The 12,919-nt window shown below is 59.1% G+C and carries 18 protein-coding genes; 17 read left to right on the plus strand and 1 reads right to left on the minus strand.

From position 1 onward, the window contains the following. Positions 1-15: 15 nt before the first annotated feature. The 17 genes from rplR to DWY51_RS00740 all read left to right on the plus strand — a co-directional run bounded on the left by rplR (position 16) and on the right by DWY51_RS00740 (position 10,444). Positions 16-384, plus strand: a complete 369-nt coding sequence (gene rplR / locus DWY51_RS00660) for a 50S ribosomal protein L18 (RefSeq protein ID WP_006235264.1) — start codon at positions 16-18, stop codon at positions 382-384. A 14-nt stretch (positions 385-398) separates the two neighbouring features. Continuing rightward, a complete protein-coding gene (gene rpsE, locus DWY51_RS00665) occupies positions 399-923 on the plus strand; it encodes a 30S ribosomal protein S5 (RefSeq protein ID WP_022094279.1) in 525 nt (174 codons plus the stop codon). A gap of 2 nt (positions 924-925) precedes the next feature. Beyond that, the gene (gene rpmD, locus DWY51_RS00670) at positions 926-1,108 is read left to right on the plus strand and encodes a 50S ribosomal protein L30 (protein ID WP_006235266.1); all 183 of its coding nucleotides are present in this window, start codon (positions 926-928) and stop codon (positions 1,106-1,108) included. Between the two features lie 3 nt (positions 1,109-1,111). Continuing rightward, entirely contained in the window at positions 1,112-1,561 is a 450-nt protein-coding gene (gene rplO, locus DWY51_RS00675) for a 50S ribosomal protein L15 (protein WP_006235267.1), read from the plus strand. After that, positions 1,555-2,841 (plus strand): preprotein translocase subunit SecY, encoded by a 1,287-nt coding sequence (secY, locus tag DWY51_RS00680; RefSeq protein ID WP_035137447.1) that lies wholly within the window; start codon positions 1,555-1,557, stop codon positions 2,839-2,841. Before rplO ends, secY begins: the two co-directional genes overlap by 7 nt. 18 nt (positions 2,842-2,859) lie before the next feature. Beyond that, on the plus strand, positions 2,860-3,486 hold the full coding sequence (locus tag DWY51_RS00685; RefSeq protein WP_006235269.1) for an adenylate kinase: 627 nt from the start codon (positions 2,860-2,862) through the stop codon (positions 3,484-3,486). Further along, on the plus strand, positions 3,483-4,271 hold the full coding sequence (map, locus tag DWY51_RS00690) for a type I methionyl aminopeptidase (protein WP_006235270.1): 789 nt from the start codon (positions 3,483-3,485) through the stop codon (positions 4,269-4,271). Before DWY51_RS00685 ends, map begins: the two co-directional genes overlap by 4 nt. A gap of 104 nt (positions 4,272-4,375) precedes the next feature. Next, entirely contained in the window at positions 4,376-4,594 is a 219-nt protein-coding gene (gene infA / locus DWY51_RS00695) for a translation initiation factor IF-1 (protein ID WP_035137443.1), read from the plus strand. A gap of 150 nt (positions 4,595-4,744) precedes the next feature. Next, positions 4,745-4,858: a 50S ribosomal protein L36 gene (rpmJ, locus tag DWY51_RS00700; protein ID WP_006363204.1), complete on the plus strand. Its 114-nt coding sequence runs from the start codon at positions 4,745-4,747 to the stop codon at positions 4,856-4,858. A gap of 14 nt (positions 4,859-4,872) precedes the next feature. Continuing rightward, the gene (gene rpsM / locus DWY51_RS00705; RefSeq protein ID WP_022094275.1) at positions 4,873-5,247 is read left to right on the plus strand and encodes a 30S ribosomal protein S13; all 375 of its coding nucleotides are present in this window, start codon (positions 4,873-4,875) and stop codon (positions 5,245-5,247) included. Positions 5,248-5,261: 14 nt separating this feature from the next. Continuing rightward, positions 5,262-5,666, plus strand: coding sequence for a 30S ribosomal protein S11 (gene rpsK / locus DWY51_RS00710; RefSeq protein WP_006235274.1), 405 nt, complete (start codon positions 5,262-5,264; stop codon positions 5,664-5,666). 19 nt (positions 5,667-5,685) lie between these two features. Then, positions 5,686-6,282, plus strand: coding sequence for a 30S ribosomal protein S4 (rpsD, locus tag DWY51_RS00715; RefSeq protein ID WP_006235275.1), 597 nt, complete (start codon positions 5,686-5,688; stop codon positions 6,280-6,282). Between the two features lie 32 nt (positions 6,283-6,314). Further along, positions 6,315-7,256: a DNA-directed RNA polymerase subunit alpha gene (locus DWY51_RS00720; RefSeq protein WP_006235276.1), complete on the plus strand. Its 942-nt coding sequence runs from the start codon at positions 6,315-6,317 to the stop codon at positions 7,254-7,256. 30 nt (positions 7,257-7,286) lie between these two features. Then, a complete protein-coding gene (gene rplQ / locus DWY51_RS00725) occupies positions 7,287-7,754 on the plus strand; it encodes a 50S ribosomal protein L17 (protein ID WP_055287451.1) in 468 nt (155 codons plus the stop codon). A 93-nt stretch (positions 7,755-7,847) separates the two neighbouring features. After that, positions 7,848-8,672 carry a tRNA pseudouridine(38-40) synthase TruA gene (gene truA, locus DWY51_RS00730; protein ID WP_117769427.1) on the plus strand — a complete coding sequence of 275 codons (825 nt, stop codon included), beginning with the start codon at positions 7,848-7,850 and terminating at the stop codon, positions 8,670-8,672. Positions 8,673-8,875: 203 nt separating this feature from the next. Next, positions 8,876-9,874, plus strand: a complete 999-nt coding sequence (locus DWY51_RS00735) for a glycosyltransferase (protein WP_147332628.1) — start codon at positions 8,876-8,878, stop codon at positions 9,872-9,874. Between the two features lie 132 nt (positions 9,875-10,006). Continuing rightward, entirely contained in the window at positions 10,007-10,444 is a 438-nt protein-coding gene (locus DWY51_RS00740) for an arginine repressor (protein WP_006235280.1), read from the plus strand. A 187-nt stretch (positions 10,445-10,631) separates the two neighbouring features. Here the strand turns inward: DWY51_RS00740 and DWY51_RS00745 are convergent, their stop codons facing one another. Beyond that, a complete protein-coding gene (locus DWY51_RS00745; RefSeq protein WP_117769431.1) occupies positions 10,632-12,860 on the minus strand; it encodes a transglycosylase domain-containing protein in 2,229 nt (742 codons plus the stop codon). Between the last annotated feature and the right edge of the window lie 59 nt (positions 12,861-12,919).

Below are 12,919 nucleotides of genomic sequence, written 5' to 3' on the forward strand. Positions count from 1 at the left end.
TTTAGGAGTTTACGTATGAACAAGCATAAGGCGAAGCTGGAAGGCCTCAAGCGTCGTCAGCGTCGTGTTCGCGGCAAGGTCTCGGGTACTTCCGAGCGTCCGCGTCTTCGCGTGACCCGTACTAACGCCAACATCTATGCCCAGATCATCGACGACAGCAAGGGCTCCAGCCTGACGCTCGTCTCTGCCTCGACCCTCGAGGCCGAGTTCAAGGGCACCCACACCTCGAACAAGGAGGCTGCGGAGAAGGTCGGTCAGCTCGTTGGCAAGCGCGCCATCGAGGCCGGCATCACCAAGGTCGCCTTCGATCGCGGTGGCCGTATCTACCATGGCCGCGTCAAGGCCCTCGCCGACGGTGCTCGTGCCGCCGGTCTCGAGTTCTAGGAGGTATGTAGCACATGGCTCGTAATCAGAAGCAGCAGCGCGAGGCCTCCGAGTTCGAGGAGCGCGTCGTTTACATCAACCGCGTGTCGAAGACCGTCAAGGGTGGTCGTCGCATGAGCCTCGTCGCTCTCGTCGTCGTTGGCGACGGCAAGGGCAACGTCGGCGTTGGCATGGGCAAGTCCGCTGAGGTGCCCATGGCCATCTCCAAGGCGTCTCTCGATGCCAAGAAGAACATGTTCCACGTGCCGGTGACCGATCAGGGCACCATTCCGCACGAGGTTCTCGGTCACTTTGGTGCCGGCCGCATCATCATCAAGCCCGCTGTCGAGGGTACCGGCGTTATCGCCGGCGGCGCTGTGCGTCCCCTCTTCGAGCTTGCTGGCATCAAGAACGTCCTGTCCAAGTCCCTCGGTACCGACAACGGCCTCAACATCATCAAGGCTGCCGTCGAGGGCCTCAAGGAGCTCTCCAGCCCTGAGGACGTCGCGGCTCGCCGTGGCCTGACGGTCTCCGAGATGTTCGTCGGTAAGGAGAACTAAGCATGGCTGACACCATCAAGATCAAGCAGGTCCGCAGCACCAACGGTTGCAAGCAGGACCAGGTCCGTACTGTCCGTGCCCTCGGTCTCCACAGGATCCGCGAGGTTCGCGAGATTGCTGACAACGAGTCCGTCCGCGGCATGATCTTCAAGGTCAAGCACCTTGTCGAGATTGTAGAGGAGTAGCAAATGCAGCTTCACGATCTTACTCCCGCGCCCGGTTCCACCAAGAACCGCAAGCGCGTCGGCCGTGGCAATTCTTCGGGTCACGGCACCACTTCTGGCCGCGGTCAGAAGGGCCAGGGTTCCCGCTCTGGCGGCACCAAGGGTGCCGGCTTCGAGGGTGGCCAGACTCCGCTGGCTATGCGCCTGCCCAAGCTTCCGGGCTTCCGCAACCCCCGTCGTATCGAGTACACCGCTGTTAACGTTGAGCGTCTCGAGCGCAAGTTCGAGGACGGCGCTGTGATCGACGGTGCCGCTCTTAAGGCCGCTCGCATCACCAAGAGCGAGTTCGAGCCCGTCAAGGTGCTCGGCAATGGTGAGCTCACCAAGAAGTTCACGGTCAAGGTCGACAAGGTCAGCGCTTCTGCGCAGGCCAAGATCGAGGCCGCCGGCGGAAAGGTCGAGCTGCCGTGCTAAATGGTCTTAAGAATGCTTTCCGCATCAAAGAATTGCGCGAAAAGATTCTTTTTACCATAGCTATGCTCGTCGTGTACCGCATTGGTGCGCACGTTCCTGTGCCCGGCATTCCCTTCCAGGGGATGCTGGGCCTTTTCTCGACCGATAACAATTCGGTCGCCGCAGGTGCTATGGCCCTCCTGAATCTTTTCTCTGGCGGCGCTTTGAGCTATGTGTCGGTGTTTTCGCTTGGCATCATGCCTTACATCACCAGCTCGATCATCCTCCAGATGCTCCAGGCCGTCGTGCCTTCCCTGCATGAGCTTGCCCGCGAGGGCGAGGTCGGTCAGACCAAGATTACGCAGTATTCGCGTTACCTCACCCTGGCTCTGGCAATCCTCAACTCCGTGGGTTACCTCTTCCTCTTTAAGAGCTTCGGCATCAGCTTTAATGGCGCCGGCGCTCCCGAGATCATCTTCGACCTCATGATCGTTGGTACGCTCACTGCGGGCGCCATGCTGATCATGTGGATTGGTGAGCTCATCACCCAGCGCGGTATCGGCAATGGCATGTCGCTGATCATCTTCGCGAACATCATGGCCGGTCTGCCGCAGGCTATCTTCTCCAGCACCGAGGGCAATGCCGGCGGCATCATCACCATGGTGATCATCTGCGCCATCATCCTGCTGGTTATCCCGCTGATTGTTTTCCTTGAGCGCGGCCAGCGCCGCATTCCGGTCTCCTACGCTAAGCGCGTCGTGGGCCGTCGCATGATGGGTGGCCAGACCACCTACCTGCCCATCAAGGTCAACACCGCGGGTGTTGTGCCGATCATCTTCGCTTCGGCGCTGCTGTACTTCCCGGCTCAGATTGCCGTGTTCTTCCCCGGCATCGGCTGGATTCAGGCAGTCGCTTCTGCGCTTTCGACCGGTTGGCTCAACTGGGTGCTTAACGTTGTCCTCATCGTGTTCTTCGCGTACTTCTACACCTCCATGGTGTTCAACCCCGATGACACGGCCGACAACCTTAAGAAGCAGGGCGGCTTTATTCCGGGCGTCCGTCCGGGTAGGGCTACCGCGGCCTACATCAAGAACGCGCTCAACAAGATTACGCTTCCCAGCGCTGTCTTTTTGGCGCTCATCGCCATCGTGCCTTCGATCATCTTTTCCTTCACGGGTAACCATCTGATCCAGGCATTTGGCGGCACGTCCATCCTCATCATGGTCGGCGTCGTGCTCGACACGGTCGATAAGCTCGAAGGCCAGATCAAGATGTATGATTACGATGGATTCTTTAAATAGGCTAGAGGAGGATTGCTCATGAACCTCGTATTGCTCGGAGCTCCGGGTGCCGGTAAGGGCACCGTCGCACAGGAGCTCGTCGCCGAGTTTGGCGTCGCCCATATTTCCACGGGCGACCTGCTGCGTGCTGCCGTCAAGGGTGGCACCGAGCTTGGTATTCAGGCTAAGAAGTACATGGACGCTGGCGAGCTCGTTCCCGACCAGCTCGTGATCGACCTTGTCAAGGAGCGCCTTGCCGCCGATGACGCCCAGCAGGGCTTCATCCTCGACGGCTTCCCGCGCAACACCGCCCAGGCCGTAACGCTCGATTCCGAGCTCTCCGCTATGGGTCGCGAGATCGACTGCGCCCTTCTGGTCGATGTGGCCCCCGAGGTCATCATCGATCGCCTGTCTTCTCGTCGCACCTGCCGCGCCTGCGGTTACACCGGCACCGCTGCCGATGCCACCTGCCCCAAGTGCGGCGGCGAGATGTATCAGCGCGACGACGACAAGCCGGAGACCATCAAGAACCGTCTCGACGTCTACGAGAAGTCCACGAGCCCGCTCGTCGACTACTATCGTGGCCAGGGTCTGCTCAAGTCGGTCAACGGTGACCAGGCTCGCGAGACCGTGTACGGGGATGTCAAAGAGGCTCTCGGTCTATGATCAAGATTAAGTCTGCAACGCAAATTGAGCAGATGAAGAAGGCAGGAGCGCTATCTAAGATGGCGCTCCGCCACGTTGGAGCCATGGTTCGCCCCGGCGTGTCGACTTTCGAACTCGATCAGCTTGCGGAGCAGATTATCCGCATGCATGGCGGCACCCCTGCCTTTAAGGGTTACGGCGGGTTCCCGGGGACCATTTGCGCATCGATCAACGATGCCGTGGTTCACGGTATTCCCAACCCTGACATGATCCTGCGCGATGGCGATATCATCTCCATCGATACGGGAGCCGTCGTTGACGGTTGGGTTGGCGATAATGCTTGGACGTTTTTCGTCGGCACCCCCACGCCCGAGGCCAAGGCCCTGTGCGAGGTTACGCGCGATTGCCTAAAGGCCGCCATCGAGCAGGCTGTTCCCGGTAACCATATCGGGGACGTCGGCTATGCCGTTCAGTCCCTCGCCGAGTCTCACGGATACGGCGTGCTTCGTGATTATGTGGGCCATGGCATTGGCCGCGTGATGCACGAGGACCCCAACGTTCCTAACTATGGAAAGAAGGGGAGGGGCGTTCGCCTCCAGGCCGGCATGGTCATTGCCATCGAGCCGATGGTTACGATGGGTTCCAACCATGTGAGCACGGGCTCCGACGGTTGGATCGTCACGACCAACGACCACCTGCCCGCTGCGCACTACGAGAACACCGTCGCCATTACCAATGACGGTCCGGTGATTCTCACCACGGATGCGCAAGGTGCTTGGTGTTCGCTCCAAGGCGGAGAAATGTAACAAGTTCCACTTAGTTGTGGAGCCATTACGAAGTTATTACGATGCGTGCATACGTGTTGTAGAATACTCAATCGCTGTCGTTTTCTAGAGAAAGATGATTGCTTGTGAAGAAGGAAGACGCAATTGAGCTCGAGGGTACGGTAAAGGAACCGCTGCCCAATGCCATGTTTAAGGTCGAGCTCGAGAACGGTCATTCGGTTCTGTGCAACATTTCTGGCAAGATCCGAATGAATTACATCCGTATTCTCCCCGGTGACAGGGTTGTCGTGGAGCTTTCCCCGTACGACCTGACCCGCGGCCGCATCACCTATCGCTACAAATAGCGGCACGCATACACGCACTCCATTTCCGACTGCAGGCTTAGCTCAACCTACGGTCGGATTGTGTGTGAAGACCAGCCATAGTTTTAAACGCCTGCGGCTGGGCGAGTAGATAGTAGGGAAGTAGTTTGAGCGCTACCGAAAGGAAGAACGATGAAGGTACGTCCTTCGGTCAAGAAGATGTGCGATAAGTGCAAAATCATTAGGCGCCATGGCAAGGTCCTCGTCATTTGCGAGAACCCCCGTCATAAGCAGCGTCAGGGTTAAGAGAGGAGACTACGTTGGCCCGTATTAATGGTGTCGACCTCCCGCGTGAGAAGCGCGTTGAGATCGGTCTGACCTACATTTACGGCATCGGCCGCACCACTGCGACGAAGATTTGCGTCGAGTGCAACGTTAACGTGGATACGCGCGTTAAGGACCTCACCGAGGATGAGGTTAACGCCATCCGCGATTATATCGATAAGAACCAGATCATGGTTGAGGGCGACCTCCGCCGTGAGCGCAACCAGAACGTCAAGCGCCTTATGGACATCGGCTGCAACCGCGGCCTTCGTCACCGCAAGGGCCTCCCTGTCCGCGGCCAGCGCACCCACACTAACGCTCGTACCCGCAAGGGCCCGAAGCGTCAGATCGGTGCTAAGAAGAAGAAATAAGGAGCGCTAGATAGATGGCTACTGCTAAGAAGAACGTTCGCGCTGCCCGTCTGAAGCGCGCGGACCGTAAGAACATTTCCGTGGGCCAGGCTCACATTCGTTCTACGTTCAACAACACGATCGTTTCGATCACCGATCCCCAGGGCAACGTCATTTCCTGGAAGTCGGCTGGCCAGGTGGGCTTCAAGGGCTCCCGTAAGTCCACGCCGTTCGCTGCCCAGATGGCTGCCGAGGCTGCTGCCAAGCAGGCCATGGAGCACGGTATGAAGAAGGTTTCCGTCTTCGTCAAGGGCCCCGGCTCCGGTCGTGAGACCGCCATCCGCTCCCTCCAGGCTGCTGGCCTCGAGGTCTCGAGCATCCAGGACAAGACCCCCATTCCGCACAACGGCTGCCGCCCCAAGAAGCGTCGCCGCGTGTAACTGAAAGGATCGTATCAATATGGCAATCGACAGGACTCCTGTTCTTAAGCGCTGCCGTCAGCTCGGGATCGATCCCGCTGAGCTCGGTTACAGCAGCAAGAAGGAATCTATCCGTCAGCCCAAGCGCCGTCGCAAGGAATCTGAGTACGGCATGCAGCTGCGCGAGAAGCAGAAGGTCAAGTTCATCTATGGCGTTCTGGAGAAGCAGTTCCACGGCTACTTCAACAAGGCCCGTAAGATGAACGGCGTCACCGGTGAGAACCTCATGATCATTCTTGAGTCTCGCCTCGACAACGTCGTCTTCCGTCTTGGCTTCGCCCGCACCCGCAAAGAGGCTCGTCAGTCCGTCCGTCACGGTCACTTCACCGTGAACGGCAAGCGCGTGGACATCCCGTCCTACCGCGTCAAGGCCGGCGACGTCGTCGCTGTCGGCGAGAAGTTCCGTGACCTCCTCCCCATCAAGGAGGCCCTGATTTCCTCCGAGCGCTTTGAGGTTCCTGGCTGGCTCGAGGTCGATATCGAGAAGCTGTCTGGTAACGTGCTCGCTCTGCCGACGCGTGAGCAGATCAGCGGTGATATCAACGAGCAGCTCATCGTCGAGCTCTACTCTAAGTAGTCCATCCGGGCTGCTGAGGCTGGAGGTAATACATGTCAGAATTCATTAGGCCTCAGGTTCAGGTCGAAGAGATCAACGAGACGTCTGCTCGTGTCTCCGTCGAGCCGCTCGAGCGTGGCTACGGCGATACGCTGGGTAACTCCCTCCGTCGCGTACTTCTGTCCTCGCTCGAGGGTGCCGCCGTCGAGGCTATTCAGATCGATGGTGCGCAGCACGAGTTCATGACCATCCCTAACATGGTCGAGGATGTCACCGACATCGTCCTGAATGTCAAGGGTCTTGTCTTCAGGGCTCTCGGCACGACCGACGAGGCGACCGCCACCATCTCGGTTGACGGCCCCTGCGAGGTCACCGGTGCGGACTTCTTTATTCCGTCCGAGTTTGAGCTGGTCAACCCCGAGCAGCACATCGCTACGCTCACCGAGGGTGGCCATCTCACCATGAGCATGCGCATCGGCTATGGCCGCGGCTATGTTTCTGGCGAGGCCAACAAGCGCGACAACGATCCCATCGGTGTGATCCACGTCGACTCGCTGTACTCGCCGGTTTCCCGTTGCGCCAAGCTCGTTGAGGCTTGCCGTGTCGGTCAGCACACCGACTACGACCGCCTTGTCCTCGAGATCGAGACCAACGGCTCCATCGCCCCGCGCGACGCCGTGGTCCAGGCTGCCAATATCATCAACCAGCATATGGCCGCCTTTATGAACCTTGCCGAGACCCCCGAGGTCGAGGAGGAGGCTTCGATCTTCGCTCCCGAGGTCACCAACGACAACGCCGAACTGGACAAGCAGATCGAGGATCTGGACCTTTCCGTCCGTTCCTACAACTGCCTTAAGCGCGCCAGCATTCACTCGGTCCGTCAGCTCGTTGAGTTCTCGGAGAACGATCTGCTCAACATCCGTAACTTCGGTGTTAAGTCGATCGAGGAAGTGAAGGACAAGCTTGAGTCCATGGGCCTGAGCCTGAAGGCTTAATGCTTCGCATATTTGAGGAGAAACTAGACCATGCGTCACAACGTTAAGAAGGGCCTGAAGCTCGGCACCGATGCGAGCCACACCAAGGCCATGAAGAAGAGCCTTGCTAAGGCCCTCTTCGAGAACGACCGCATCAAGACCACCGAGACCCGCGCTAAGGCGCTGCGTTCGGTCGTCGACCCGATCATCACCTGGGCCAAGAAGGGCGACCTGCACTCTCGTCGTCTGGCTATCGCCAAGCTCGGCGATAAGCAGCTCGTTGCCGAGATCTTCGACAAGGCTGCTCAGGGCATGTGGCAGGACCGCAACGGCGGTTACACCCGCATCATGAAGCTCGGTAACCGCAAGGGCGACAACGCTCCCATCGTTATCATGGAGCTCGTCACCGAGCCTTGCACGCCTAAGGCTAAGAAGGCTGCTCCGGCCCCCAAGAAGGCCGCTGCTCCCAAGAAGGTCGAGGCTGCCGAGGAGGCTCCTGCTGAGGAGACCGCTGAGTAGACAATCCGTCTGCATAGGCTATATTCGAGGGGTACGTTCGCGTACCCCTCTTTTTTTTGTCGCGATACCGTTGCTTGTTTGTTGGGAGCGCCCATGACTGCGCCGTCTGATTTCAATTCGATTTCCGAGCTTGACGCCACGCTCGTATTTCGCGTGGCCTATGATGGCTCGTCGTATAGCGGATTTGCCGTGCAGCCGGGACAGACGACGGTTGCGGGTGAGCTACGTCGAGCTATTGAGACGCTCCTGCGCCGTCCGATCGACCTGACGTGTGCGGGACGTACCGATGCCGGCGTGCATGCGGTGGCACAGTTTATCAGCGTGCCCGTAACGGACGCTGAGTTGGCTTTGACGCGCCGTAGGTGGCTGAGGGCTATGGATGCCCTCCTGCCCAAAGATATCGCCATAAACGAGGTCTACAAGGCCCGTAAAGGCTTTTCTGCACGCTTTGATGCGCGTTCCCGTACGTATACGTACCGTATTGCCGATCGCGACGCGCGCCCTGTGCTTTCGCGCGGTGCGGTGTGGTGGCATCGCTACCCATTGGATGTTGAGGCGATGTCTGCGGCCTGTCCCGCGCTGCTGGGCGAGCAGGACTTCAAGAGCTTTTGCAAGGTGGCGTCTGCCGTGGGCAAGCCCACGCACCGCTGCGTGATGCGTGCCGAGTTTGGCCATGAGGTTGCGTTTGGCGAGGACATCCTGACGTTTACCATCGAGGGCAATGCGTTTCTGCATTCGATGGTCCGCACGATCGTGGGCACGCTTGTCGAGATTGGCATGCATCGCCGTGAACCCGAGTGGATGCGCGAGGTCATCGATGCTTGCGACCGTACCGCTGCGGGCCCCACGGCTCCTGCCTGCGGCCTTACGTTTATGGGCGTGGATTACGATCCCGCCGAGCTTGTCGTGCTCGACTAGGGGAGGGCTCGGCGCGTCGTGCGTCGGCACCTGTCATCTGTGGGCTGCGCGTGTGCAACATCTGTTCTTGGCGTGCAATACAACCGGTGTCTCATTGCTTTTATTGCCGGGGTGTACCATGAACGACAGTTTGATTCACTGCTGTCGAGAGGACGGATAACTTGGTTCGACGTGGCTCGCATCCGCGACTTTCGGTGATCCTTGTGGTAGAAGGTTCGCCCAGCTATGCGATGCGTGCGCTCGAGAGTATCCAGAACCAAGACCTCTACGATTTGCAGATTGTCGTTGTCTGCCGCGATGCTGCGCCCGGTGTGCGCCATTCGCTTCAAGTTGCTGCCGACAGGGACATCCATATTGATTTGATTGACGTCGAGGACGCGAAGCGCGGCGCTTGTCTTCGTGCCGGTTTTGCTGCCTCGCGCGGCTCTCAAATCATCGCCATGAACGCCGATGAGTGGTTTGCTCCGCAGTCTCTTTCCAAGATGGTCGATATCGCGTGCGATACTACGGCAGACATAGTGCTCCCCACGGTGTCGCTCGACCGCTATGATGCACATCGAGAGCGCCATTCGCGCGTCTTGGATGCTGCTCATATTTCCATTGATAGCAAATCTTCGATGGTGACCGGGCTGTCCCAGTTGATTTTAGGCGGCCTAGTCGTTCAGACCTCTGGCGTGATGTATAGCCGTCCGCTGTTTGAGGCATGCCTTTTGTACGACAAGGCGTTTCGCACAGTTGGGTTTATGGCGTGCTCGCTCTCGCGGGCGCAGCGCGTCTCCGGATGCGGCGACGCTTGTTTCCACGCGGCGGCACCTAAGCTTACAGATGCCTTTGATCCCACCATGTATGCCAAGGTATCCGATGACACCCGGGCGCTCGACGAGCTTACGGACTCACTCTCGGAAGCAGATAGCGGTGGTCGGCTCAAGCTGGCAACCCAAAAGTTCTACTTTGCCGGACTGGTCGCCTGCATCGAGAATTTGTGTCTGAGCCCGCATGGGGTGTCGTCAATCGAGCGTTCCGCCCGTATGCGTGATATGCTCGAGGCGCCTCGAACCCGTCAGATGGTCGCCGCGCTCAAGGATAACCATCGGGGGCTCGGTCTGTTGTTTGGGCCGATCGCCAGCGCCAAGCCCGCGCGCTGCGTGATGTGTACGCATCTGGCGGCTTTTCTTAACCGGACGGGCGCAAAAACCGCCTAAACGGCTCATCTCGAAACAAATTTGCATAGAATTGTTTCGAAATGCGTTCTTATACACAAAAGCCTTCAAATAGCGTTAAACTATTCAATCACTGATTGATTGTCTCCGCCATCTTTTGGAGAGAGGGTTTGTATGGCTAAAAAACGCAATGGGCGCCAGGATGCCATTAGAGATATTGTGCGCAATAAGGACGTCCGCACGCAGCGCGTGCTGGTCGATGAGCTCCGCGCTATGGGCTTTGATTGCACGCAGGCGACTGTCTCTCGCGATATTGCCGATATGGGGCTGCGTAAGCTCCCTGAGGGCATCTATGTTCTGGCAGAGGACCTGCACCTGCAGCGTATGGTTTCCGAGCTCGTAACGGGCGTTCTGCGCACCGATAATCTGGTTATGATCAAGGCTCAGCCTGGCACGGCTTCCGGCATCGCCGCCGCCGTTGATGCGGCAGAGCTGCCCGATGTGCTTGGCTCGCTTGCCGGCAACGATACGATTTTGGTTATTGCCCAGACGGCCGAGGACGGCGAGCGTCTTGAGGCGCTGATCAATAAGCTGAGCAATTCTCGCAAGTAGGCGTGCGGGTCGTGCGCTCGGCACTGTGTGCGTGACATAGTGGCTTGTAAGGGGTATCGACGTTGGTCGGTACCCCCTTTTTTGTTTGCCGGTATAAAGACCGCCCACCAGGTCGCTTTAAACTAAAAGGCCCCCGAGCAGTTTAATAAGCTGCTCGGGGGCCTTGTTGCTTATGGCCGGATGATTTCTAGCCGACCGTATCGTCAGGCGTGGGCGAGGGGTCGGGAGTGGGCGTAGGCGTAGGCGTAGGCGTAGGCGTAGGCGTAGGCGTAGGCGTAGGCGTGCCGCCATCGCCGCCGGTCGAACCACCAGTTGAGCCGCCCGTCGAGCCACCGGTCGTACCGGTGCCGCCGGTGGTGTCGCCACCCGTGGTCTCGGTGGTCGTGGTCGTCGTGGTAGTCGTTGTGGTAGTTTCCTCTTCGTCCTCGTTCTCGTCCTTGTCGTCGTTCTCCGTCTTCTTGGCGTTGTTGGTGCCGTAGAACTTCCAGACGCTGTTGTTCTTGTAGGTGGGCGCCGTTCCGGTCGCAAACTCCTCGCGCTCGGTACCGGTCAGAACGGTGTTCATAAACCGCTTAAAGACAGGCAGGTTGGTGCTGTCGCCCAGCAGGTCTGTGCCGTATTTTTGGATGGGAATCTCGCCCGCGGAATAGCCGGTCCACAGGGCGCACGCCAGCTGCGGGGTATAGCCGCAGAACCACAGGTTGGTGGTGTTGTCGGTGGTGCCCGTCTTGCCGGCATAGGGCTGGTTGACGCTCAGGGCGCCGGCAGCACCCGTACCGCCGCCCTTCATGACGCCGGACAGAACATCGGTGACCGCGGCGGCCTCGCCCTCGGTAAGTACCTGTGAGGGATTGTCGGTGTGCTGGTACAGCACCGAACCGGTACGAGAGTCAATCTCGGTGATGGCGATCGGCTGGCGATAGTAGCCGCCGTTGGCAAACGTCGCGTAGGCGGCGGCCATCTCGAGCGGCGAGATCGAGCCGGTGCCGAGCGTCATGACGGGAACGTCCTCGATGTTGTCCTTGGCGGGATCGATGCCGAGCTTTTTGACGAGCGAGATGATCTTGCTGTTGCCGACGGCTTCCGCCACCTGGATGTAGCCGGTGTTGGAGGAGTATGCCGTCGCCTGCTTAAGCGTGATGTTGCCATAGCTATGGTTGGCGTAGTTTTGGACCTCGGTCGTGGTGCCCTTGGCCTTGAGCGGCGAGTTGCAGTTGAGGGTGACGTTGGGGTTCATGCCGTTTTGGATGGCAGTTGCCAGTGTAAAGGCCTTGAAGGTGGAGCCGACGGGACGCTTGGCCGTGGCATGGTTTACGTGGTTCTCGTCGGCGTTGTAGTCGTAGCCGCCCACCATGCACTTGATGTAGCCGGTCTTGGGGTCGACGACGACCATGCCCATGTCCAGGCCGTCGAGTGAAAGCGTGTCGAGCTGCTCGCGGACGGCATTCTCTGCCACCTGCTGCATCGTGGGGTCGATGGTGGTCTTGACGGTCAGGCCGCCCTTAAATAGCACGTCGGTCGAGAACTCCTGCTCCAGCAGCTGCTTAACATAGGCGACAAAGTAGGGCTGTGAGTATACGTCGACGCCGCTGCCCGAAATCTCGGTCACGTTGAGGGTGATGGGCTCGGCCTGTGCGGCATCGTGCTCCTCCTGGGTGATGTGGCCCAGGCGCAGCATGTTGTCGAGGACCTTGTTGCGGCGAGACAGCGCCAGGTCGGGATTGACCGTGGGGTCGTACTGCGAAGGCGAGTTGGGAAGGCCGATGAGCAGCGCGGCTTCGCTCAGGGTGAGGTCGGCGGCGCTCTTGGACAGGTAGGTCTCGGCTGCGGCCTCGATGCCGTAGGCGCCGTGGCCGTAATAGATGGTGTTGAGGTACATCATGAGGATCTCGTCTTTGGAGTACATGTCCTCCATCTTGATGGCGATGTAGGCCTCGCGCACCTTACGCTCGATGGTCGAGTCGAACTGCTCCTCCTGCAGGATGGTGTTGCGCACCAGCTGCTGGGTGATAGTCGAGGCGCCTTCGTGCCCGCCGCCGAGGGTTGCCACCGCAGCACGCGCGATACCCCACAGGTCGATACCGCCGTGCTCGTAGAAGCGCTCGTCCTCGACGTCAACGGTGCCCTGCAGCACGTAGGGGGAGACCTCGTCCTTGGTGATGGACTTGCGGTTTTGCGTGTAGAAGCTCGCGATCTTGTTGCCGTTGCAGTCGACGATCTCGGTGGGCTCGCTCACCAGATACGCGTTGGCGTCGGTGTAGTCGGGCAGATCGGACAGCCAGCGGTTGACGTTGCCGACCATGCCGATGCCAAATGCCACGCCCGCGATAAGCAAAAAGCCCAAAAACGAGAGCAGGATTATGGGCAGGGCATGCGTCTTTGAACGGCTGCGTCCCTGTCGTTGGCGAGGACCCATATATTGACCTCCAGGTATGTCGTGCCGGACGGCGGATGTGCCGTCGGGGCAGGATGGAC

This window comes from Collinsella sp. AF25-2LB, from assembly GCF_003458415.1.
In the GTDB taxonomy this organism is placed as follows: Bacteria; Actinomycetota; Coriobacteriia; order Coriobacteriales; family Coriobacteriaceae; genus Collinsella.

What these genes read in the sequence shown, in the direction of transcription:
- rplR (WP_006235264.1), top strand. Translation starts at nt 16, where the DNA reads ATGAACAAGCATAAGGCGAAGCTGGAAGGCCTCAAGCGTCGTCAGCGT.
- rpsE (WP_022094279.1), top strand. Translation starts at nt 399, where the DNA reads ATGGCTCGTAATCAGAAGCAGCAGCGCGAGGCCTCCGAGTTCGAGGAG.
- rpmD (WP_006235266.1), top strand. Translation starts at nt 926, where the DNA reads ATGGCTGACACCATCAAGATCAAGCAGGTCCGCAGCACCAACGGTTGC.
- rplO (WP_006235267.1), top strand. Translation starts at nt 1,112, where the DNA reads ATGCAGCTTCACGATCTTACTCCCGCGCCCGGTTCCACCAAGAACCGC.
- DWY51_RS00685 (WP_006235269.1), top strand. Translation starts at nt 2,860, where the DNA reads ATGAACCTCGTATTGCTCGGAGCTCCGGGTGCCGGTAAGGGCACCGTC.
- map (WP_006235270.1), top strand. Translation starts at nt 3,483, where the DNA reads ATGATCAAGATTAAGTCTGCAACGCAAATTGAGCAGATGAAGAAGGCA.
- rpmJ (WP_006363204.1), top strand. Translation starts at nt 4,745, where the DNA reads ATGAAGGTACGTCCTTCGGTCAAGAAGATGTGCGATAAGTGCAAAATC.
- rpsK (WP_006235274.1), top strand. Translation starts at nt 5,262, where the DNA reads ATGGCTACTGCTAAGAAGAACGTTCGCGCTGCCCGTCTGAAGCGCGCG.
- rpsD (WP_006235275.1), top strand. Translation starts at nt 5,686, where the DNA reads ATGGCAATCGACAGGACTCCTGTTCTTAAGCGCTGCCGTCAGCTCGGG.
- DWY51_RS00720 (WP_006235276.1), top strand. Translation starts at nt 6,315, where the DNA reads ATGTCAGAATTCATTAGGCCTCAGGTTCAGGTCGAAGAGATCAACGAG.
- rplQ (WP_055287451.1), top strand. Translation starts at nt 7,287, where the DNA reads ATGCGTCACAACGTTAAGAAGGGCCTGAAGCTCGGCACCGATGCGAGC.
- truA (WP_117769427.1), top strand. Translation starts at nt 7,848, where the DNA reads ATGACTGCGCCGTCTGATTTCAATTCGATTTCCGAGCTTGACGCCACG.
- DWY51_RS00740 (WP_006235280.1), top strand. Translation starts at nt 10,007, where the DNA reads ATGGCTAAAAAACGCAATGGGCGCCAGGATGCCATTAGAGATATTGTG.
- DWY51_RS00745 (WP_117769431.1), bottom strand. Translation starts at nt 12,860, where the DNA reads ATGGGTCCTCGCCAACGACAGGGACGCAGCCGTTCAAAGACGCATGCC.